This is a genomic window from Streptomyces sp. HUAS CB01, from assembly GCF_030406905.1.
Classification (GTDB): domain Bacteria; phylum Actinomycetota; class Actinomycetes; order Streptomycetales; family Streptomycetaceae; genus Streptomyces; species Streptomyces chengbuensis.
On sequence record NZ_CP129137.1, the window covers coordinates 3,133,466 to 3,154,164 of the forward strand.

Here is a 20,699-nt window from a genome sequence, read left to right on the forward strand (position 1 = left end):
GCCCGCTTCGTCCCGGCTCGCCTCGTCCCGCTCCCCCGCCCCGCCCCGGAGCGGCTTCAGCGCACCGTGCGCTCGGGCTCCTCCTTGCGCGGCCGCGTCTCCCGGCTCAGGAACAGGGCGAACACCGCGGGCTGCTGCTGCAGCAGCTCCAGCCGCCCGCCGTCCGCCTCGGCGAGGTCCCGGGCCACGGCGAGCCCGATGCCCGTGGAGTTGCGCCCGCTGATGGTGCGCTCGAAGATCCGCGCCCCCAGGTCCGCCGGGACGCCGGGTCCCTCGTCGGTCACCTCGATGACGGCCTGGTTGCCGGTGACCCGCGTCCGCAGGGCCACCGTGCCGCCCCCGTGCATCAGCGAGTTCTCGATCAGGGCCGCCAGGACCTGGGCGACGGCGCCCGGGGTGCCGACGGCCCGCATCCCCTGCTTGCCGGAGCAGACGACGGCGCGCCCGGCGCTGCGGTACGCCGGGCGCCACTCCTCGATCTGCTGCTTGACGACCTCGTCGAGGTCGAAGGCGACGGCGGACCCGGTCCGCGGGTCACGGGCGTTGGTGAGCAGCCGCTCCACCACGTCGGTGAGCCGCTCCACCTGCGTGAGCGCGACGTTCGCCTCCTCCTTGACGGTCTCCGGGTCGTCGGTGGCGGAGATCTCCTCCAGCCGCATGGAGAGGGCGGTCAGGGGTGTACGGAGCTGGTGGGAGGCGTCCGCGGCGAGCCGGCGCTCGGCGGTGAGCATCCGGGCGATCCGCTCGGCGCTGGCGTCCAGCACATCGGCGACCCGGTCGAGTTCGGGGACCCCGTAGCGCTTGTGGCGGGGCCGGGGGTCGCCGGAACCCAGCCGTTCCGCGGTCTCGGCGAGATCGGTCAGCGGCGAGGCGAGGCGGTTGGCCTGGCGCACGGCGAGCAGCACGGCGGCGACGACGGCGAGCAGCGCCACCGCCCCGATGATCATCAGGGAGCGGCCGACCTCGCGGGTGACGGTGGCGCGGGACTCCTCGACGACGACCCGCTCGCCCTGCTCGCCGGTGGCGGTGCCGCGGATCACGCTGCCCGACGGCCGCTGCCCGACCTCGACCGGCGGGCTGCCGGGGATCTCGATCCTGGCGAACCGGTCGGCGCCGATCTGGTCGGCCAGCACCCCGTCGTCGACCCGTTCGTGCTCGAGCACCTTGGCCTCGATGACACTGACCAGACGCAGCGCCTCGGAGTCGACGCTCTCCTGGGCGCTGTTGCTGATGGTCCGCGTCTCGACGATGACGAGCGACACACCGAAGACGGCGATCACGACGAGCACCACGGCCAGGGTGGAGTTGATGAGTCGGCGGCGCACGGTGCCCTCCGGGCGGGTCTTGCGGTCGTACGGGCGCCGGGGCACCCGCGGTCCTTGCCGGTCCGGGCCTGGGACCGGGTGGTCCCGGCCCTCGGGAGGCCGGGCCCGGAGCCGGGCCCCGGAAACGCCCGGTCCCGGAGCCGTGGTCCAGGAACACCCGGTCCCGGAGCCGGAGTCCCGGGGCGCTCGGTCCCGGGCGGTCGGTTCTCCTCGAAGCGGCTCGGTCCTTCCCGAAACTCGAAGTCGCTCAGTTCTTCTCGAAGCGGAAGCCGACGCCCCGGACCGTCGCGATGTACCTCGGGTTCGCCGCGTCGTCCCCCAGCTTCTTGCGCAGCCAGGAGATGTGCATGTCGAGGGTCTTCGTGGAGGACCACCACGTGGTGTCCCAGACCTCGCGCATCAACTGGTCGCGGGTGACCACCCGCCCGGCGTCCCGCACCAGCACACGCAGGAGGTCGAACTCCTTCGCCGTGAGCTGGAGCTCCTCGTCGCCCATCCAGGCCCGGTGGGACTCGACGTCGATCCGCACACCGTGCGTCGCGGGGGCCGCGGCGGGCTCGGTGGCACCGCGTCGGAGCAACGCCCGGACCCGGGCCAGCAGTTCGGCGAGACGGAAGGGCTTGGTCACGTAGTCGTCGGCGCCGGCGTCCAGGCCGACCACCGTGTCCACCTCGTCGGCGCGGGCGGTCAGCACCAGGATCGGCACGCTGTGGCCGTCGGCACGCAGCCGCCTCGCCACCTCGAGCCCGTCCATACCGGGCAGCCCGAGATCCAGCACGACCAGGTCGACGCCGCCCTGGAGCCCGGCGTCGAGCGCGGTGGGGCCGTCCTCGCGGACCTCGACCTCGTACCCCTCCCGGCGCAGGGCGCGCGCCAGCGGCTCGGAGATGGATGCGTCGTCCTCGGCGAGCAGTACACGGGTCATGGGGTGATGGTAGTCCGCGGCGCTCACGCTGAGGGGGGTCCTGGGCAGGCCCCCGAGGTCGACGGTGCGATCCTGGTGGGCGCCTTCGAATGTGGGCAGACGGTTCCGCGACCGCCTGTGATCCTTCTCTCAAGTGGTCTAAACATGTCGCTGTCGTGGTTTATGGTGTCAAGGCGCCTACAGCACTACTCGGGGACCTTTGGCTGCTTCTGCCGCCAAAGGTCTCTTTTCTGCGCGGAGTCGGCGTGAGCCCCTCCGCGAACGTGAATGACCTGGGCCGGGCCCCGCACGCGACGACGCGCGCGGGGTGTGGATCCCGGTGAGGACTGTCCCTCGTCCCCCGTCGGGGACGGGCCCCTCGGGCGTGGGGGCGGGACCGCTTCCCTGCCGGTGCCGGCCGCCCCCCACCGGGCGCGGAAACCGCTCACGACGCGGCGCGTCCCGAGCAGCAAGGATCGACATGGCGTCCAGCCTGACGAAGGACTCGTCCAGCACCCCTGGCGAGAAGACCTTCCTCGGCCACCCCCGCGGTATGGCCACGCTCTTCATGACGGAGATGTGGGAGCGCTTTTCCTGGTACGGAATGCGCGGCATCCTCGTCCTCTATCTGGTCGCGGGCGTCCTCGACGGACCGCTCCAGGGCAGGGAGGCGCTGGCCGCCTCGATCTACGGCGTCTACAACGCCGTCGTCTACATGGCCGCCATGCCCGGCGGCTGGATCGCCGACCGCCTGTGGGGCGCGCGCAAGGCCGTCCTCGTCGGCGGCATCGTCATCGCCCTCGGCCACTACACCCTGGCGATCCCCTCGGACACCGCCTTCTTCGCCGGCCTGGTGCTCATCGCCGCCGGTACGGGTCTGCTGAAGCCGAACATCTCGGCCATGGTCGGCGGGCTCTACGAGGGCCAGTCCAGCGCCCGCCGCGACGCCGGCTTCACGCTCTTCTACATGGCGATCAACATCGGCGGCATGGCCGCCCCGCTGGTCGTCGGCTACCTCGGCGAGAACGTCAACTGGCACCTCGGCTTCGCCGTCGCCGGTATCGGCATGACGCTGGCGGTCGTCCAGTACGTGCTCGGCAGCCGCCACCTCGGCGACGTCGGCAAGGAGCCCGGCACCCCGGCGACGCCGGAGGAGAAGCGGACCGCGCTGCGCAAGGTCCTGCTGTGGGGCGGCCTGGCCGTCGCCGCGCTCGCCGTCGACGTGCTGCTCGGCACCTACGACATCGAGCACATCGTCAACGTCCTGGCGGTCCTCGGCATCGTGGTGCCGGTCGTCTACTTCGTCACGATGTACCGGAACCCCGCGCTGACCGCGACCGACAAGCCCAAGATCCAGGCGTTCGCCTGGTTCTTCGCCACGGCCGTGCTGTTCTGGATGATCTACGACCAGTCGGGCTCGCTGCTGACGCTGTTCGCGGACAACAAGACCGACCGCATGATCGGCGGCTGGGAGTTCCCGGCGTCCTGGTACCAGTCGGTGAACCCGGCCATGGTCATCGTCCTGGCCCCGCTCTTCGCCGCCGTCTGGGTCCGGCTCGCCAAGCGCAACCGCGAGCCCAGCACCCCGATGAAGTTCGCCCTGGCGATGCTGCTCATCGGCGGCTCGTTCGCCATCATGGGCCTGGCGGGCGCGGCTGCCGCGAACAGCGAGACCGGCAAGGTCACCGTGTTCTGGCTGCTGAGCGTCTACCTCGTCCAGACCCTCGGCGAGATGTGCCTGTCCCCGGTGGGCCTGTCGCTGTCCACGAAGCTGGCGCCGAAGCAGTTCGTCGGCCAGATCATGGGTCTGTGGTTCCTGGCCACCGCGACGGGCAACGCCCTGAACGGCTGGACCACCAAGCTCAACGAGCCGCTCGGCGACGCCGCGTACTACTCGATGTGGGCGGTCATCGCGATCGTCGCCGGGCTGACGTTCATGATGGCGGGCAGGAAGATCCGCGCCCTCATGGGCGACGTCCACTGACGTCACGCGGATCCCGCCGGCGACTCACCGGCGCCACCGCGCACGGGCCGGCCCGGCACGCACACCGCGTGCCGGGCCGGCCCGTCCCCGTACCGTCGTCCCGGTGCCCGGGGCGCCGTCCCCGTACTCCGGACGGTCCGTGTGCTCCGGAGGCCGTCGCCGGGGCGGGCCCGACGGGGAGTCCCGCCCGGCCCGCCCCGGGACCGTGCCCGCTCACCGGGCGCCGCGCAGCCTCCCCCACGGCGTGAACGTGAAGACCGCGCCGCCGATCAGGATCACCGTGCCGGCCACGAGGGCGAGGGCGCGCAGGGCGCCGTCGTCCCCGGCGCCGGTGTCGGCGAGGCCGCCGCCCGAGGCGTCACCGCCACCCGCCGAGCCGGAGGCGGAGCCGCCGCCGGAACCACCGCTCGCGCCGCCCGGCTGTGCGGAGGTGTCGAGCTCGAGCGACACCGCTACGTCGGCGGGCGGGGTGCAGGTCGTCGTGGTGCCCAGCGCCTCGACCGTGAGGACGCCCGGGCTGAGCGTCGACGTGCCGCTGGCGCCGGGCTTGTAGGTGCCGGTCAGATCGGGGATCTCGATCGGGTCGCCGGCCTTGATGGGCTCCTTGTTGGTGGGGCCCTCGACATGCACGAAGCCCTTGTCGGCCCCGCCCAGTGCGACCTCCATGGACGGTTTGACGGAGTCGGCCGGGATGTCCGCGGGGCTGTCCATGACCGACTTGGAGAACTTCACGGTGAGGTCGAAGTCCCCGCCGTTCTTCTTGGCGTTGATCCTGACCGGGGAGACGGCCTCCTTGTCGCCGATGGGTGTCTTGCAGGAGTAGGCGACCTGCACCTCCTCGCCCTCGAAGTCGGTCTGGCCGCCGCCACCGCCCGTCGTGCCCCCGGAAGCGCTGCCGCCCGTGGACCCTCCGGAGTCGCTGCCGCCGGTCGAGGAACCACCGCTCGACGAACCGCCGGTCGAGGACCCACCGGTGTCCCCACCCGTCGACGAACCACCGGTCGAGGACCCACCGGTCGACGAACCACCGGTGTCGCCGCCCGTCGTGCCGCCCGAACCGCCCCCGCCCTCTGCGACCTTGACGTTCGCCCCCGGCTGGACCGCCTCCTTCGGGGAGCACTTGGTGTCGGTCGAGATCGGCTTGGAGACGTTGATGTTGTAGGCGCCCGGAGTCAGCGTGATCTCTCCTGGTGCGGTGAGCCTCAGCTTGGCCTTCATGTCGGGCAGCACCATGGGGCTGTTCTTGGGGATCGGCGGATTCTGCCGGGGCCCCTCCATCGCCAGGTCGGCGGTCTGCGCCCCGGCCACCTTCAGGGTGCCCGTCGGCTTGACGGTGTCCTTCTGCAGATCCAGGACGTCGGGGTTCTTCGACGCGGCCTCGACCGTCTTCCAGACCACCTCGATCTCGTCCCCGACCTTGGCCTCCGCCGGCGCCGTGATCTGCACCTCGGTGGTGCCCTGGACGGGCGGCAGACCGGAGATGGCCGGGGGGATGCACTCCGTCGCGTACGAGACGTCGGCGGCCCGGGCGGGGGAGGCGGCCAGCAGGATCCCCGCGCCGCCGAGCATCAGCGCGACCCCTGCCGCGCTCATCCTCCGTTGCGTGCTCACGTGTGTCCCTTCGTCGTGGGTCGGTTCTCTGACGGTGCGGAGTCCGGGGTGAACCACGGCAGGGCCGTGGTGGTGGGACGGCCGTCCTCGGTGGAGGGGCCCGGCCGGTCCCTGGGCGGGGCGACGCGGTGCGCGGTGCGGTGCCGGCCGGGTTGCCGCGGCCGTACGCGGTCCACGACGGCCATCCCGATCCGGTACAGCGCCGCCGGGACGACGACGGCCAGCAGGACCCAGAAGAGCGTCACGCCCCAGGGCCTGCCGACGCCCCAGGGCTGCTCGACGAGCACCTTCGAGCCGTACTTCACGGAGACCTGGTAGTCGCCGTGGGCGCCCGCCGCCAGCTGGACGGGCAGCCTGATCTGCGCCTTCCGGCCCGGCTGCACGGTGCCCCGCCACTGCCGCTCCTCCCACTGGGGCGCGAAGACGCCGTGGGCGGTACCGACCTGGAACACAGGGTTCTCGACCGGGGCGGTGCCGAGATTGCCGACGGTGAAGACGAGTTCACGCCCCGGCGGAGCGCCGAACCAGACGAGGAGGCCGCTCGACCCGCGCAGCTCGGCGGTCGCGAGCACGGCGAGCCGGCCGCCTTCCGACCGCGTCGGCAGCGGCGCCGTGGGATGGCCGGCGACCGTGAACGGCGTGTCCACGACGGCCCGTTCGCCGGTGACCGTGGCGACGTGCACCACGCAGGGACACGGTTCGGGAGGCTCGGCGACCGGCATCTTCCTGCTGAAGGCACCCCTGGCGTCGGTGGTGACGGCCCGCCCCTCGGCGTTGGCACAGGAGTTGGTGCCGCCGATCACCCCTCGGCCCGGCGCTGACTGCCCGCAGATCAGCAGCATCAGCAACGCCTCGGGCCGCCAGCCGGAACCGCTGACGGTGAGGTCACCGCCCTTGCCGGCCTGCTCGGCGGAGAGCCGCACGGCGGGCTTCGTGTCCGCGGCGGCGTACGGCGCGGGGACGGCGGCGAAGACCGCGACGAGGAGCACGGTCAGCAGCCGGGCGACGCCCGTCCGGCCCACGGCGCGGCACGGCACGCCGGACGGGCGCCGGCGCGGCCCTGCTCCGAGGGTGCCGCGTGTCCCCGCGGGGGTCCGGGAGACGCCGGGGCGCCGACCGTGGCTCCGGGAGCGGGGTCGCGACCTCCCTGCGGCCGGGCCCCGGGCCCGGAGCCACGGCCCTCTGCCACGCGGATTCCGGCGACGGGCGCGGGCGCCCGTCGTCCCGGCAGCCGTCGTCCCGGCACCCGGAACGGCGACGCTCCCGGCGCCCGGCCCGGCGGCCCCGTTGCCCGGCCCGGCGGCCCGGGCAACGGGCACCAGGCGTCCCGGCCCCAGGTCCCGGAGCGCGGTGCCCGCGCCGCGCCACCGTCCGCCACGGATCGGGCGCGCCCGCCGGAGGAGCTGCCGGAGCCATCTGCGCGGGGCCTCCGGGCGCCCTCGGACGTGGGCGCGGAGGGCCGGGGTGCGTGCTGCGCCGTTCACGGTCGGGCTCCCGCCTGTGCCAGGGTCCGTTCGGGTCCGTCGGGTCCGTCGGGTCGGCCGGGGGGCCGTCTGCGGCCGCGCCACAGTGCGAGGCCTCCCGCCGCGGCGCCGAGCGCCAGCACCGTGCCCGTCGCCGCGGCCCACGGCACGTACCGGGCGGAGACCGTCGCCTCGGCGGGCGCCGCGCCAGGGGCCGTGACCCGGAGGGTGACGTCGACGGAGTCGAGGGCGGGCGGATCGGGCCAGGGTTCGGTCAGTTCGACGCTCCGGCCGGGGCCCAGCTCGACCGGCAGGGCGCGGGCGGGGCGCCGCAGCAGTTCGCCGGTGAGCCCGTCGGCGCGTACGGCGAGGCGGGGCGCGAGCACGGTGTTGCCCCGGTTGACGAGGGTGTAGCGGAGGACGCGGCCCTCGACGCGGACGTCCTCCACCGTGAGGGCGGCCAGCTCGGGCCCGGTGACGCGCACATGGACGCGTACCACCGCCTCACGGCCCCCGGCGGACACCACGACGCGGGCCGGCCGGTCGCCGGGGGACGCGGAGGCCGGGACCGTGACGGCGAAGGGCACATCCGCCCGGGTGCGGGCGGGGACGGTCACCTGGTCCTCGGCGAACGCCAGCCAGGCCGGACCCGCGGCCCGCAGCCCCACCGTCAGCGGTTCCGCCCCCGGGTTGGTCACGGAGACCCTGTCCTCCATGACCGTGCCCGGTGGGCCCTCCAGGTAGGCGTACGGCCTGCCGCCCGTCGCGGGCTCGACCGTCCAGTCCTGCCCGGCCGCCGCGGGCGCGGCCGCCCAGAGCACGGACAGCAGGGCGCCGGCCGCGGCGGCGAGTCGGGCGCGGGCCGGCACGGTCAGCCCGCGGACCGCGGTCCGCGGCGGGTCAGCCACAGCACCCCGGCCGCCCCGGTCAGGAGCACCGTGCCGCCGAGCGTGCCGAGCGCGAGCGCGGAGTCGAGGGGGCCGGTCTTCGGCAGCTCGCCTGCTTCGGAGCCGGACCCGGAGCCGGACCCGCCGGACTGCGAACCGCCGCCGCCTGCGCCCTGCACGTCCAGTTCGAGCGACGGCTTCGGGTTGTTCCTGGGCGTGCACGTGGTCGTCGTACCGAGTGCCTTGATGGTGAGCACCCCGGCGGTGAAGGTGACCTTGCCGCTCTTGCCGGGGGTGTACGTACCGGTCAAGTCGTTGATCCTGATAGGGGTGTTGGCCGGGATCGCCTCGGCGTTCGGCGGCCCCGAGACCGGCACCCTGCCCTTCTCCGCCCCGCCGAGCTCGATGACCGCGCTCGGGTTCATGGCTCCCTTGCCGAGCTCCACCGGGCTGGACGAGACGCCCTTCCGGAACGACATCGTGAGCTTGTAGCCGCTGCCGCTCCTGACGGCCTCGATGTCGATCGGCGACACCGCGCCCTTGGGCCCGATGGGCGTCTGGCACCGGTAGTCGACGTCCACGACGGCGGCATGGGCGGTGGGCGCGGCCGTCAGCACCACCGAGCCCGCCACCGCCGCTGCCAGCGCGAGAGCTGTCCGCTTCTGGTACGACACCTCGAGTTCCCCTCATGCCGGAAGTCGCCGCACGTAACTGACGACACATCAGATCGGGCGCTCAAGGTACGCCGGGGCCCTTGTGGAGGGAAGACAAAGAGCACGGCGGATCGCCGTGCTCCACAACAGCTTCAAATCCCGGGGCCGGGCCCCGGCTAGGACGGGGCCGCGAGCTCCGCCCACACCGTCTTGCCCGTCATCCCCGGCGTCCTGACGACACCCCAGTCCAGGCACAGCCGCTGGACGATGAACATGCCGTGGCCACCGGGGCGGCCGGCGCGGTGCGGGGTGCGCGGCGCGGGCTGGCCGGCGCCGAGGTCGGTGACCTCCAGCCGGAGCACCTTGGCGTCGCTGGAGACGCGCAGCCGGTCGGGGCCTTCCGCGTGCAGGCAGGCGTTGGTGACCAGCTCCGAGACGACGAGGAGGACGTCCTCGGCGGCGGCGCGGCGGTCGGCGTTGGCGGCGGGCAGCCAGCCCCAGTCGTACAGGGCCTGCCGGGTGAAGTCGCGGGCGAGCGGGACGATGCCGCTGGCGTTCCCGAGTGCCAGGGTGCGCACCCGGCCGTCGGGCACGGCGGAGCCGGGTCCGCCGCCGACCTCGGCGGGGGCGCCGTCCGGCTCGGGGCCGAGGTCGCCCGGCGGATGCTGCCGGGTGGTGCTCATCAGCGCTTCACCTCACCGATTCACCAGTTCGCGTGTGGGTCGATACGGAGCGTGCGGGGCTCCGCACACTTTTGCGAGGGTTCCCGGAGGGATCCTTGCGGGGGTCTTCTGCCCGGCCGGATCAGGACGACACCCCCCTGTCCGGTCATGCGGCGGGAGTCACTCCGCGAGGGCCGCCTCGACCGAGTCGTGGACGGTGAAGACCGCCTCCGCACCGGTGATCTCGAAGACCCGGGCCACGACGGGAAGCATCCCGGCCAGATGGACCCCGCCCCCGGCGGCCTCGGCCCGGAGGCGGGCGCCGAGCAGCACGTTCAGCCCCGTGGAGTCACAGAACTCGAGGCGTGAACAGTCGACCACCAGGCGTGCACGGCCTTGATCGAGCGCGTCCTCGAGTGGCGCACGCAACAGTTCGGCGGTGTGGTGATCGAGCTCACCCGCCGGAGTCACCACTTCGCTCGGACCTTCGGTCCTGACATCCACCCGAAGGCGGCCTCGATTCGCACTGCCGACCGTCCCGCGGTCCATGCCCGTCCTCTTCGCCGATGACGTTGACGTCCGCAGAACATTACGCCTTCCGTACGCCGATCGGTAGCCGAACTCCCACGCAAATCGGACATACATGACTTTCAATACTTGCAACGTCCGGCAAGGAGCGGGTAGGGCTAGAGGGACACCACCGACACGGCCGGCTTTGGAGGCGCCGCACACCGCAGCACCACGTATGGGCATCGGCAGCCATATGCCGAGAACGATGGAGGAGACCATGTCACCCCGGCTCGACGAAACGCGTACCCCGAACGCGGCGTCGACACGCACGCACGATCGCCTCGAGTCCCCCGAGCACGCCGGACGCCACGCGCCCGGCGCGTACGACGAGCACTCCCCGCACGGTCAGTACGGGCACACCGAGCAGTCCGAGGACGTCGACCTTCCGGCACTCCCGCCGTTCGACGAGGTCGGCGCCGTGGACGCGCGCGCGCTGTCGAAGACGCTCTTCGCCCGCCTCGAAGCCCTCGAGGAGGGCACGCACGAGTACTCCTACGTGCGCAACACCCTCGTCGAACTCAACCTCGCGCTGGTCAAGTTCGCCGCCTCCCGGTTCCGCACCCGCAGCGAGCCGATGGAGGACATCATCCAGGTGGGCACGATCGGCCTGATCAAGGCGATCGACCGCTTCGAGCTCAGCCGGGGCGTGGAGTTCCCCACGTTCGCGATGCCGACCATCATCGGCGAGATCAAGCGTTTCTTCCGCGACACCTCCTGGTCCGTGCGCGTCCCGCGGCGGCTGCAGGAGCTGCGGCTGGACCTCGCGAAGGCGGGCGACGAGCTCGCCCAGCAGCTCGACCGCGCGCCGACGATCGGCGAACTCGCCGAGCGCCTCGGCATCTCCCGGGACGAGGTCGTCGAGGGCATGGCCGCGAGCAACGCGTACACCGCGAGCTCCCTGGACGCCCAGCCCGACGAGGACGACTCCGAGGGCGCGCTGGCCGACCGCATCGGCTACGAGGACCACGGCCTCGAGGGCATCGAGTACATCGAGTCCCTGAAGCCCCTCATCGCCTCGCTGCCGCCGCGCGACCGCAAGATCCTGTCCCTCCGCTTCGTGGCGGGCATGACCCAGTCCGAGATCGGCGACGAGCTCGGCATCTCGCAGATGCACGTGTCGCGTCTGCTGGCCCGCACCCTGAACAGGCTCAGAAAGGGCCTCACGGTCGAGGAGTGAGTCCCCGCCCGCAGCGCCCGTCTGAAGGGTCCATTCCGTCAAGGGATGGGCCCTTCCGCCTTATTGACGGTGGGGTCCGGTATGGGCCACATTGAGCCGGGGGTCCAGGGGGGCGGTGGGGGCATGGGGGAGGCGCTGGAAGCGCGGATGCGCGAACGCCTCGGCAGGGAGTGCCTGTACGTGCCGTCGTGCCGGCTCGGGCTGTACGTGGCGCTGCGCCACTGGTGCCGGCCCGGCGGTCGGGTGCTGATGTCGCCCGTCAACGACGACGTCATCTTCTTCGTGGTGCTGGCGGCGGGGCTGCGTCCCGTGCAGGCGCCCCTCGACGCGAGGGACGGCTCGATCGACGGGTCCGCCGTCCCCGAGGCGACCTGGCGGAGCCTGGACGCGGTCGTCACGACCAATCTGTACGGCAACCCCGATCCGGCACCCGGGCTGCGCACCCGTTGCGACGCGCTCGGCATCCCGCTGCTGGAGGACGCGGCGCACGCGATCGGGTCGCGGATCGGCGGGCGGCCGGTCGGTGCGTACGGGGAGGCCTCCGTCTTCAGCCTCTCCAAGCACACCGCCGCCAAGACCGGGGGCTTCCTCGCGATCGCCGACCCGGAGCTGCGGGGCACCCTCAGGGACGCCCGCGACGCCCTCCTCGCCCCCTCGCGGCTCTCCGCCGAACTCGCCTACGCCTTACGGCCGTACGCGGAGGCGGGGGTGCGCGGGCTGCGCCTCGTCCGGGCGGCGCGGGCCGTGATGCGGCTCCTCGGCATGGAGGAGCGCGAGGAGATACGGATGCCGCTGCGGCCCGACGAGCTGAGACAGGCGGTCGCCGAGGCGCCGGCGCTCCCGCCGTTCCACTCCTGGGTGCGGGTCGACATGCACGACTACCGGATCAGCCCGGGGCGCGCCCGGCTCCGGCGCACCGCGCGGCTGCTCGACCGCCTCGACGACCGTCTCGCGGCCCATCTCGAAGGCACCCGGCGGCTGCTGGCGAGCCCCTGGGGGGCGCCCGGCCCCGGCCCGGTCCAGCCGCTCTTCCGCGTCCCGCTCCTGGTCGCCGACCGGGACGCGGCCGTCGCCGCGCTGGCCCGTCACCGCGTGACCACCGGCTACCTCTACGACCCGCCGCTCGACGACTACGCATCCGAGCTCTTCAGCGATCCGTCGCCCGCCCCGGAACCGGCCCGCTGGTTCGCCCGCCACGCCCTGCCGGCCGACCCGCTCCAGGCGGACCGGATCATCGCCGTCCTCGACGCGGCGGGTGTGCGCCCGGCAACGGCCCCGCCGGGAACGGCTGCCGGCGGCCCCGAGGGCGGGGCCGGTGCCTGAGACGACCCGGGTGCGGGCTCCCGGCACCGCGACCGGCGGGACGGCGCCCGCCGGCGGGACGGCCGGCGGGTCCGCCGGCGGCGACTCCATGTTCCGCAACGCCTATGCCCTGATGCTCTCCACCGGAGTCTCCGCCGCGCTCGGGCTGGGCTTCTGGCTGGTGGCCGCCCGGTACTACACCGAGGAGGCCGTGGGCCAGGGTTCGGCCGCCATCGCCGCGATGCGGCTGCTCGCCTCGATCACCGCGACCACGATGATCGGCGCGGTCGTGCGGTACGTCCCGCGGGCCGGGCGGGCGACGGGTCCGCTGGTGTGGCGGGCGTACGCGGTCAGCTCGGCCGTCGTGTGCGTCGCCTGTGCGGCGTTCCTGGTCACCCTCGACCTGTGGGGCCCTTCGTACGCCCCGCTGCACGGCCCCGTCGCCGGAGCGGTCTTCACCGCCGCCTGTGTCGCCTGGGCACTGCTCACGCTGCAGGACGGGGTGCTGACGGGGCTCCGCAAGGCGGTCTGGGTGCCGGTCGGCAACGCGGTGTTCTCCATCGGAAAACTGCTGCTGCTCGTCGTGTTCGCGGGCGCCGTCCCCGTCCTCGGCGTCTTCGTGTCGTGGGCGGCGGCGATCGCGCTGTCCGTACTGCCGCTCGGCTGGCTGGTGTTCCGCCGGCTGATACCCCGCCAGGCCGCCGCCGACCGCGACCGCGATCCACCGCGGCTGCGGGACATCGGACGCTTCCTCGCCGGGGACTCGGTCGGCGCCCTCTTCTCCCTGGCGATGATCAACCTGCTGCCGGTGATGGTCGCCGTCCGCTTCGACGCCGCCCACAACGGCTTCTTCTACATCGCGTACACCGTCGGCGGCACGATGGAGTTCATGGCCATCAACATGGCCTCCTCGCTCACCGCGCACGCCTCGCACAGCCCCGGCAGCCTCGCCGAGGGGGTGCGCGGCGCGCTGCGCCGGATGGCGGTGCTGCTCGTACCGGTCGTCGCCGTGCTCGTCGTCTTCGCGCCGCTGATCCTCGCGCCGTTCGGCGCCGACTACGCCGAGCACGGCACGACCGTGCTCCGGCTGCTCGCCGCCGCCGCGCTGCCCCGGGTCGTCGTGGAGCTGTACATCGGCGTCCTGCGCGTCCAGGGCCGTACGGGCGTGCTCGCCGCGCTCCAGGGCACGATGTGCGCGATGGTGCTGGGCAGCGCGGCGGTGCTGACGGGCCCGGCCGGGATCTCCGGCGCGGGCCTGGCGATGCTGCTGTCCATGTCGCTGATGGCGCTGGTCTCCGTGCCGGGCGTCCGAGCGGCGCTCGCCGGACGCCGGCCCCGTCCGCCGCGCAGGGCGCGGCCGTTCGCGCGGCGCCGTAGCCCGGCGGCCGACCCCTACGGCACGACCTGGGCGCGCCGGGCGGCCGAGCGGCGGGCCTCCGCCGCCGCCGGGCAGGACCCGGACTGGACCCGGGAGACCGTGTATCTGCGGGGTGTCCACGAGGCGGCGACCCCGGCGTTCGGGATATCCGTGTACGGGCCTCCGGAGCGGCCGGCGGCCACCGGGCGCGAGGAGGCCGGGACGGCCGTCCGGCTGTGGCTGCTGCTCGGTCTGGCCGCCGGTCTGTTCTGGGTTCCGCTGGCCCGCGCCCGGGACGTCCCGCCCGGACCGCTGACGGGGCGGGAGTTGCTGCACGCGCTGCCGCCGCTGACGGTGACGGCGGGCGTGCTGCTGGTCGTCGTGTACTGCGGGGCCGTGGCGCTGGGGCGGCTGCGCCCGGTGCTGCTCACGGCCGCCCTGCTCACCACGGCCGCCGCGCTGCACACCGCGCCCGCGCTGCTGGGCGTACGGCCCGCTCCCGCCGCCGGGCCCGGGCACGAGGCGCTGGCGGATCTGCTGACCGGGCTCGCCGGGTCCGCCCGGACCGCGGACGTGCTCACGGTCCTGCCGCCGGTCCTGCAGTCGGTGTGCCTGGGGCTGGCCGCGACCGCCCTGTGGGCCCTCCGCGTGCCCGGGCGGACCACGGCGGGGACGGTGTGGGTCCTGGCGGTGGCGGGCTGGGCGGCCCAGGGCGCCTTCGCCGCCGCGGCGCTGCCGGTGTCCGCCGCTTTCCTGGCGGCGGCGGTGGTAGGGCTCGGCTTCCGCCGGACGGGCCGAGGCGCCGCCCGGCGGAAGTCCCTCAGCGGTTCGGGACCGGCTGTCTGAACCAGTCGTCCCGGCCGGCGAGCCGGTAGCCCTCCAGGCCCGGTCCGTCGTCGACCGTCAGATCGCAGCCCTCGCCCGGCACCGCGCGGTTCCAGTGGACCATCGCCTTCACCCTGGGCATCGTCCTGGCGACCTGCGGGATGGCGGCGTACCACGCGCGCTGCCGGTCGGGATCGGCCGGATCGGGGACGGTCGCGAACTCGGCGAGCATCAGCGGCTTCTCGTCCGAGATGTTCGCGACCAGCCAGTCGTGGCTCGGCCGCTGGCTGCGTTCGAAGTCCTTCCAGTCCGTGGTCTTGTGGCAGGTGTAGTAGTTGTACTGGTCCATGGCGAGCCAGTCGACGTACTCGTCCCCGGGGTAGAGCCGCTTCATCAGGTCGGCGCTGCCGAGGTAGCCGGAGACCGTCCACACCCACACCACGTTGCGTGCGCCGAGCTTCTCGAAGCGGTCCCGCAGGTGCCGGTAGGCGGCGACGTACTCCTCGGGGGTCCCGGCGCCCTCCTTGATCCGGGCGTCGACCTCCTGGTCGAAGGAGAGGAAGACCCGCTTCCCGTAGGCCTTGACGCGGCGGATCTGCGGGTCGACGATCTCGGTGTCGTAGCGGCCCGACGCGATGTTCCTCCAGCCGAGCTGGGTCTCGGTCCAGTTGGCGTGGTGCGGTTCCTTCCACACCGTGGACTCCCAGGCGAGCATGAGGAGCCGGTCGCGGCCCAGTTCCTGTTCGTCGGGGGTGAGCAGCTGCCCGTCGAGCTCGTTCCCCGACATGTCGTGGTACGTGTACACGAGGTCGAGCCTGCGGCCGATCTTCTTCTCGAACGCGTGCACCGGCGCGGTGAGCGAGCCGTTCCCGTCGTACGGGATGTACGCGCCCCACCAGGCGCCGCAGCGCGGGGCGAGCACGTCGTCGGGGGCGCAGGGCCCGCTGAGGGGTTCACCGGACACGGCGTTGCCCGGTAAGTCGTCGTCCGCGGTGCCGTCGTCGGCGGTGGCCCAGATCCCGATCCCGGCGAGGCAGACGGCGACGGTGGCGAGGACGACCGCCGCGCCCGCGCGCCGGCGGGTTCCCGCATGACGTCCGCTCATCCGCCACCGCCATCTGCACCGGGTTCGGCACGTCCGGCCGTGCCGTCGGCGGCGGAACGCGAGAGCGCCGGGGGTCCGGGCACACGCGCACGTCCGGCCGCGCCGCGCGTGGCCGCGGGGAGCGGGAGTCCCGGCAGTGCGGCGACGACCGTCGCGAATCCCGCGAGGGGCAGCAGGAAGGCCGTCACCGTGAATCCGCCGACCAGGAACAGCGAGGTGGCGGTGAGCACGCCCAGCGACAGGCTGATCGGCGCGGCCAGGGCGAACGCCTCCAGCCGGGCGCCGGGCCGCAGGCCCTCCGGCTGCGGCTGCAGCAGCGCGAGGCCCGGACCGAAGCAGACGAACAGGAGCACCGGTATCCATCGCGCCGGCGAGCCCCCGGGCAGCAGGGTCGCCGCGAGCGCCACCCAGCCGGACAGCGCCACGGCGGCTCTGAGCGGGATCTCTTTCGGCATCGGTCTCACCTCACTGGTGATCGGTATTCGAGTACGACGCCGTAGGGGTGGTCCTCGACGACGGTGAAGAGCGGGGACGCGGCCAGCTCGCCGCGCAGCGTGGCGAAACCGCCCGGCGGCAGCAGCCCCTCGCCCGCGGTGTAGACGTCCTGGGTGCGGGTGAGGATGACGTACGCCCGGGTCCCGGGTGGGATGCCGTCGGCCAGATACCGGGCCGGGTCGGCGAGCATCCGCTCGTTCTCGGGGAGTTCCTGCTCGGCGAAGAACCAGTGCTCCAGCCGGTCGTAGCGGTGCAGCGCCCGCGGGAAGGACCCGGTGGCGGCGAGGACGAGACTGCCCTCGGGGGCGCGGTCGATGGCCCGGGTGACCAGTGCCGTCTCGGCGGGCGGGGTGTAGTTCATCCTTTCCTTGCCGTAGTACGACGGCAGGAACCCGGCGGCGAGCGCGACCAGCGACACGGGCAGCGCGACGGAGGCCACGCGCCGGCGCACGGTTCTGGCGCGCGCCGAGGCGCCCCGGGTGGCGCCGGCGGCGGGGACGAGGGCCGCGGCGGCGAAGAACGCGGCACCGGGCAGGCCGAACAGATAGACGCGGAAGAGCATTTCGCCGCCGTAGTCGTTGACGACGAACAGCGGGAGCGGCGCCGCCGACACCAGCAGCAGCGGCAGGGCGCTCCGGGTCAGCCTGCGGCGCGCGAACACGGCGACGGCGGCGAGCACGGCGACCGCGAGCACCATCAGGACGTTGGCCCGCCCGGCGAGCTCCGGCCCGGGGCCCGTGAGCTGGCCGGCGTATCCCGCACGGGAGTTGCGGGTCAGTTCGCCGAGGGACTCGCGCAGCGTGCCGAGCGTCTCGGTGAACAGCGGCCGTCCCATGGTCAGGTCCCAGGCCAGCATCAGGGCCCCGGCGACCGCGAGGAGCCCGAGGTTGCGGTAGCGGCGGGTGAACAGCAGGGCGAACAGCGAGACGCACAGCATCACCGGGGTCAGCTGGTGCGAGGCGTTGATCGCCACGATCAGCGGGGCGAGGATCAGCACGCAGACCGCGCGCTGGCGCCGGCCGGTCGGCGGTGGCACGGCGGCCGCGGCGGGGTCGAGGAACGTGCGGTCCCGCAGCCTCCCGGCCGACCCGGGCAGCACGAAGTGGCGCAGCACCACGGCCAGTACGGTCAGGTGCAGGAGGTACGCGAAGCCCTGCGGGGCCAGATAGTCCTGGCCGACCCAGTTGGCGAGCTGGAAGACCCAGACGCCGGTCCACACCAGCCGCCAGTCCTCGGTGAAGGTCCGGTACAGCAGGACGAGCACGGGCAGGAGCAGCAGCCCCAGCACCACCGGGGCCCAGTTGAGGTACGCGGTGGCGCTCTCGACCCCGAAGGCGCGCACCAGGGCGGCGTTGAGGCCGAAGAAGCCCGGCCACTGGTCGTAGGCCGACATGTTCCCGGACAGCGCGGCGTAGGGCCGCAGTTCGCCGTTGGCGAGGAGGGTGTCGATGACGGCGTCGTGCTTGGAGGCCCACGGGTAGCGCACCGAGTCGTACAGCACCGCGGGCGGGGCCTTGAGGGCGACCAGCATGCCCACGCAGTACGCGGCCGGCCACCAGGGCGCGGTGCCGGCGCGCCGCAGCGCGAGCAGGAAACCCCCGGTGAGCACCAGGAGCGCGACGAAGAACACGACCGGCAGCCGGTCGAGGAGCCCGTAGTCCCCCATCGTCCGGAAGCCGATGCGCGGCAGCGCGTACCCCCACAGGCCGAGGCCGAGGAGCAGCGGGAGCCAGGCGAGGTCGGGCAGGGCCGGCCGGCCCCGCGGCAGGGCGCCGGCTCCGGCGGGTGGTCGGTGGTCCTCGGTCCGTTCCGCGGCCGGCAGCGCGCTGCTCCCGGTGACCGGTGTGGGCACGCGTTGCTGCTGCACCGTGCGACTCCCCCCACGGAGGTGGGCGCGGCCGTCACGCCGCTGTCCCCTTCAGCGAAGTATAGGAACCTGATTCGGTTTTGGGTGGCTCTCGACCATCTTCACCCGTCAGCCCGCGAATTCCGGGCCCTTCACGGCCGCCCGGGCCCTTCGGTAGAGCCGCCAGCCCACGGTGGGCAGCGAGTCCGGGTACGGGGCGACCCGTGCGCCCGTGCCGCCCATCCACGCCTCGACGTCGGCGACGGTGTGGCCGCGGCGCACGATGAGCCGGGCGATCCGGTACGCCTCGTCGGTCTCCGAACTGAGCGCGTGGCGCACGGCGACGGCCGACTCGTAACCGGCGGCGCGGACGGCCCGGCGCACGGCACGGCTGTTGTACCCGTGCGGATAGGCGAGATGGCGCACCGCGTGGCCGAGGGTGTCCTCCAGGACGGCCTTGGAGTGGCGCAGTTCGTACCGCAGCCGCCGGGCGCCGAGCGTGTCGAGCTGTGCGTGGGTGACGGTGTGGCCGCCGACCTCCATGCCGTGCTGCTCCAGCAGCGGCGCCTGGGCGAGCGTCATCATCGGCGCGGGCGGCAGCAGGCTGCGGAGACCCGGGGTGATGGCGCCGGTGGTGAGATACGCGGTGGCGGGCAGGCCGCGGGCGGCGAGTGCCTCGGCGGTGGGCCCGGGCAGATCGGCGAAACCGTCGTCGAAGGTGAGGACGACGGGCCGGGGCGGCAGGGGTGCGCCGCGTCCGGCGAGATGGTCGGAGAGATCGCCGATCGTGATCGGCGTACGGCCGCTGGCGACCACGGCGTCGAGCTGGGCGGCGAACTGCGCGGGGCTGACGGTGAACTCCGCGATCCAGGCCGGGGGGTCGTCCGTGACGGCGTGGTAGAGCAGCACGGGGATGCGCGGTTCTCTTGGTGGTCGGGGGGCTCGCGCCGTGCGGGGTTCGGGTGGTTCAGATGTCTCGTGCGGTGCGCGGGGTTCCCTCATCTCTCCTCCCAGGGGAGCGGCAGTCCTCGGACCCGGATGCGGGCCCTGACGTATCCGAGGGGTCCGGCGAGCATCCCGCGCCGCTCCAGCCGGGAGAGGCTGCGCGGCCAGGGGTGGCTTGCGGTCCCGTGCTCCCCGGGTACGCCCCCGCCGCCGTCGCGGTGGGCGGTCGTCGCGCGGGCGTGGGCGAGGCCGCGGGGCAGCCGGGCGAGCAGCGCCGGAAGCAGGCCGGGCCGGCGGGCGACGAGCGCGGTGAGGTAGGCGGTGAGGCCGGCGCCGTAGCCGTACGCCTGGTTCCGCAGGTCGCGCTCGGTCTCCCGGTGGTGGTGCCAGACCAGCGCGTCGGGCGTGTACCGCAGCCGGTGGCCGTCGGCGAGGATCCGTACGAAGGCGTAGAGGTCGTCACCGCCGCGGGCCGCCGTGCCGGTGCCGGTCGCCGGGTCGAAACCGCCGGCGGCCCTGAGCGCCCGGGCGCGGAACGCCATGTTGGCGCCCGAGCCGAAACGGCCCGCGGCGAACGGGAACAGCGGCTCGTCGGCGGGCGGCCGCGCCGGGTCGTACGTGCGGGGAGCGAAGCCCTTGGCGAAGCCGCCGTGGCTCTCCAGCAGGATCTGGGCGGGCGTGGTGAGCCGCGCGGGGAGGATCAGTCCCGTGACGCAGCCGATGCGGGCGTCCTCGGCGAACGGCGCCGTGAGCGCGGTCAGCCAGTGCGGGTCCGCCACGACGTCGTCGTCGGTGAAGGCGAGCACGGGCCCGTCGGCGGCGGCGACACCGCGGTTGTGGGCGACGGCCAGGCCCGGCACGGGCTCGAGCACGTACCGCACCCTCTCGCCGTACTTGCGCTCGATCAGCTCCCGGGTGGCGCCGGTCAGGGGCGCGTTGTCCACGACGACGATCCCGAAGTCCGGATGGTCCTGGGCGAGCAGCGAGTCCAGGGCGCGGGCGAGCCGGCCGGGGCGCTCGCGGGTGGCGACGACGACGGTGGTCCGGGGCGGACCGGCCCGGCGCGGATCCCCTGCGGGAGCGACGGAGGCCGCAGGGCCCGTGGAGGTCCCGAAAGCGTCGGGGGTTCCGAAGGCCTCGGAGGTCCCGGGGTCCGGCGCGGCGCGGCGGCGGGTGGCTCCGGACGACGGACGGTCCGCGGGGCGCGGCGCCAGGCGGTCCCGGGCCGCGGCGGCCAGGACCTCCGCCGGGTCGGCTCCTTGCGGCACGGTGGCGGTGAGCGTGCCGACGGGCCGGCCCCGGTGCCGTACGAGCACGAACGCCTCCCCCGGTCCGACCGGGGCCCCGCCCGGTCCGGGGCGCAGGGCGAGCACACCCGGGCCGGGTGCGCCCCCGGCCCCGTGGGATCCGGCCTGCGGCGGCGGTTCGAGCGTGTCGAGGTCGAGCTCGGCGACCTGCATCGCGCGCGGTCGCGGCGCGGCGGGTGGGATGTGCGGCACGGAGGTCTCCCCGGGTGGTGTCGTCGGAGCCTTGGCGGTGCGGTGCGGTGCCGTACGGCGCCGTGCGACCGGTGCCGTACGGGCGGTCG

Annotated in this window: 17 protein-coding genes; 4 read left to right on the forward strand and 13 right to left on the reverse strand. The window is 73.9% G+C overall.

The annotated features are described in order from the left end of the window. Positions 1 to 56: 56 nt before the first annotated feature. Both QRN89_RS13805 and QRN89_RS13810 read right to left on the reverse strand, forming a co-directional pair. Positions 57 to 1,325: a sensor histidine kinase gene (locus tag QRN89_RS13805; protein ID WP_290353698.1), complete on the reverse strand. Its 1,269-nt coding sequence runs from the start codon at positions 1,323 to 1,325 to the stop codon at positions 57 to 59. Between the two features lie 247 nt (positions 1,326 to 1,572). Further along, positions 1,573 to 2,250, reverse strand: coding sequence for a response regulator transcription factor (locus QRN89_RS13810; RefSeq protein WP_290349671.1), 678 nt, complete (start codon positions 2,248 to 2,250; stop codon positions 1,573 to 1,575). A 460-nt stretch (positions 2,251 to 2,710) separates the two neighbouring features. Between QRN89_RS13810 and QRN89_RS13815 the strand changes: the two genes are divergently transcribed. Beyond that, the gene (locus QRN89_RS13815) at positions 2,711 to 4,213 is read left to right on the forward strand and encodes a peptide MFS transporter (protein ID WP_290349672.1); all 1,503 of its coding nucleotides are present in this window, start codon (positions 2,711 to 2,713) and stop codon (positions 4,211 to 4,213) included. Between the two features lie 213 nt (positions 4,214 to 4,426). On the opposite strand, the gene QRN89_RS13820 is transcribed toward QRN89_RS13815, so the two are convergent. The 6 genes from QRN89_RS13820 to QRN89_RS13845 form a co-directional block, all read right to left on the reverse strand. Next, entirely contained in the window at positions 4,427 to 5,806 is a 1,380-nt protein-coding gene (locus QRN89_RS13820; protein ID WP_290349673.1) for a hypothetical protein, read from the reverse strand. A gap of 14 nt (positions 5,807 to 5,820) precedes the next feature. After that, on the reverse strand, positions 5,821 to 6,846 hold the full coding sequence (locus QRN89_RS13825; protein ID WP_392854636.1) for a hypothetical protein: 1,026 nt from the start codon (positions 6,844 to 6,846) through the stop codon (positions 5,821 to 5,823). 458 nt (positions 6,847 to 7,304) lie between these two features. Then, a complete protein-coding gene (locus QRN89_RS13830; RefSeq protein WP_290349674.1) occupies positions 7,305 to 8,195 on the reverse strand; it encodes a COG1470 family protein in 891 nt (296 codons plus the stop codon). Further along, positions 8,159 to 8,848, reverse strand: coding sequence for a peptidase (locus tag QRN89_RS13835; protein WP_290349675.1), 690 nt, complete (start codon positions 8,846 to 8,848; stop codon positions 8,159 to 8,161). The genes QRN89_RS13830 and QRN89_RS13835 overlap by 37 nt, the downstream gene beginning before the upstream one ends. A 155-nt stretch (positions 8,849 to 9,003) precedes the next feature. Beyond that, positions 9,004 to 9,510 carry an ATP-binding protein gene (locus tag QRN89_RS13840; RefSeq protein WP_290349676.1) on the reverse strand — a complete coding sequence of 169 codons (507 nt, stop codon included), beginning with the start codon at positions 9,508 to 9,510 and terminating at the stop codon, positions 9,004 to 9,006. A gap of 159 nt (positions 9,511 to 9,669) precedes the next feature. After that, on the reverse strand, positions 9,670 to 10,038 hold the full coding sequence (locus QRN89_RS13845) for an STAS domain-containing protein (RefSeq protein ID WP_290349677.1): 369 nt from the start codon (positions 10,036 to 10,038) through the stop codon (positions 9,670 to 9,672). Positions 10,039 to 10,264: 226 nt separating this feature from the next. Here QRN89_RS13845 and QRN89_RS13850 point away from each other — a divergent pair, with 226 nt between their 5' ends. The 3 genes from QRN89_RS13850 to QRN89_RS13860 all read left to right on the forward strand — a co-directional run bounded on the left by QRN89_RS13850 (position 10,265) and on the right by QRN89_RS13860 (position 14,741). Continuing rightward, positions 10,265 to 11,236 (forward strand): RNA polymerase sigma factor SigF, encoded by a 972-nt coding sequence (locus tag QRN89_RS13850; RefSeq protein WP_290349678.1) that lies wholly within the window; start codon positions 10,265 to 10,267, stop codon positions 11,234 to 11,236. A 123-nt stretch (positions 11,237 to 11,359) separates the two neighbouring features. Next, positions 11,360 to 12,559 (forward strand): DegT/DnrJ/EryC1/StrS family aminotransferase, encoded by a 1,200-nt coding sequence (locus tag QRN89_RS13855; RefSeq protein ID WP_290349679.1) that lies wholly within the window; start codon positions 11,360 to 11,362, stop codon positions 12,557 to 12,559. Beyond that, positions 12,552 to 14,741, forward strand: coding sequence for a lipopolysaccharide biosynthesis protein (locus QRN89_RS13860; protein ID WP_290349680.1), 2,190 nt, complete (start codon positions 12,552 to 12,554; stop codon positions 14,739 to 14,741). Before QRN89_RS13855 ends, QRN89_RS13860 begins: the two co-directional genes overlap by 8 nt. Here QRN89_RS13860 and QRN89_RS13865 read toward each other — a convergent pair. The 5 genes from QRN89_RS13865 to QRN89_RS13885 all read right to left on the reverse strand — a co-directional run bounded on the left by QRN89_RS13865 (position 14,716) and on the right by QRN89_RS13885 (position 20,571). Beyond that, a complete protein-coding gene (locus QRN89_RS13865; RefSeq protein ID WP_290349681.1) occupies positions 14,716 to 15,825 on the reverse strand; it encodes a glycosyl hydrolase in 1,110 nt (369 codons plus the stop codon). The genes QRN89_RS13860 and QRN89_RS13865 overlap by 26 nt on opposite strands. Continuing rightward, on the reverse strand, positions 15,822 to 16,280 hold the full coding sequence (locus tag QRN89_RS13870; protein ID WP_290349682.1) for a hypothetical protein: 459 nt from the start codon (positions 16,278 to 16,280) through the stop codon (positions 15,822 to 15,824). Before QRN89_RS13870 ends, QRN89_RS13865 begins: the two co-directional genes overlap by 4 nt. A 5-nt stretch (positions 16,281 to 16,285) precedes the next feature. Continuing rightward, positions 16,286 to 18,187 carry a hypothetical protein gene (locus QRN89_RS13875; protein ID WP_290349683.1) on the reverse strand — a complete coding sequence of 634 codons (1,902 nt, stop codon included), beginning with the start codon at positions 18,185 to 18,187 and terminating at the stop codon, positions 16,286 to 16,288. 108 nt (positions 18,188 to 18,295) lie between these two features. Continuing rightward, positions 18,296 to 19,075, reverse strand: a complete 780-nt coding sequence (locus tag QRN89_RS13880) for a polysaccharide deacetylase family protein (RefSeq protein ID WP_290349684.1) — start codon at positions 19,073 to 19,075, stop codon at positions 18,296 to 18,298. Between the two features lie 89 nt (positions 19,076 to 19,164). Beyond that, positions 19,165 to 20,571 (reverse strand): glycosyltransferase family 2 protein, encoded by a 1,407-nt coding sequence (locus tag QRN89_RS13885; protein ID WP_290353700.1) that lies wholly within the window; start codon positions 20,569 to 20,571, stop codon positions 19,165 to 19,167. Positions 20,572 to 20,699: the final 128 nt, after the last annotated feature.

Coding starts and splice junctions, on each gene's coding strand:
- QRN89_RS13810 (WP_290349671.1), bottom strand. CDS start 2,250: ATGACCCGTGTACTGCTCGCCGAGGACGACGCATCCATCTCCGAGCCG.
- QRN89_RS13815 (WP_290349672.1), top strand. CDS start 2,711: ATGGCGTCCAGCCTGACGAAGGACTCGTCCAGCACCCCTGGCGAGAAG.
- QRN89_RS13820 (WP_290349673.1), bottom strand. CDS start 5,806: ATGAGCGCGGCAGGGGTCGCGCTGATGCTCGGCGGCGCGGGGATCCTG.
- QRN89_RS13840 (WP_290349676.1), bottom strand. CDS start 9,510: ATGAGCACCACCCGGCAGCATCCGCCGGGCGACCTCGGCCCCGAGCCG.
- QRN89_RS13845 (WP_290349677.1), bottom strand. CDS start 10,038: ATGGACCGCGGGACGGTCGGCAGTGCGAATCGAGGCCGCCTTCGGGTG.
- QRN89_RS13850 (WP_290349678.1), top strand. CDS start 10,265: ATGGAGGAGACCATGTCACCCCGGCTCGACGAAACGCGTACCCCGAAC.
- QRN89_RS13855 (WP_290349679.1), top strand. CDS start 11,360: ATGGGGGAGGCGCTGGAAGCGCGGATGCGCGAACGCCTCGGCAGGGAG.
- QRN89_RS13865 (WP_290349681.1), bottom strand. CDS start 15,825: ATGAGCGGACGTCATGCGGGAACCCGCCGGCGCGCGGGCGCGGCGGTC.
- QRN89_RS13870 (WP_290349682.1), bottom strand. CDS start 16,280: ATGCCGAAAGAGATCCCGCTCAGAGCCGCCGTGGCGCTGTCCGGCTGG.
- QRN89_RS13885 (WP_290353700.1), bottom strand. CDS start 20,571: ATGCAGGTCGCCGAGCTCGACCTCGACACGCTCGAACCGCCGCCGCAG.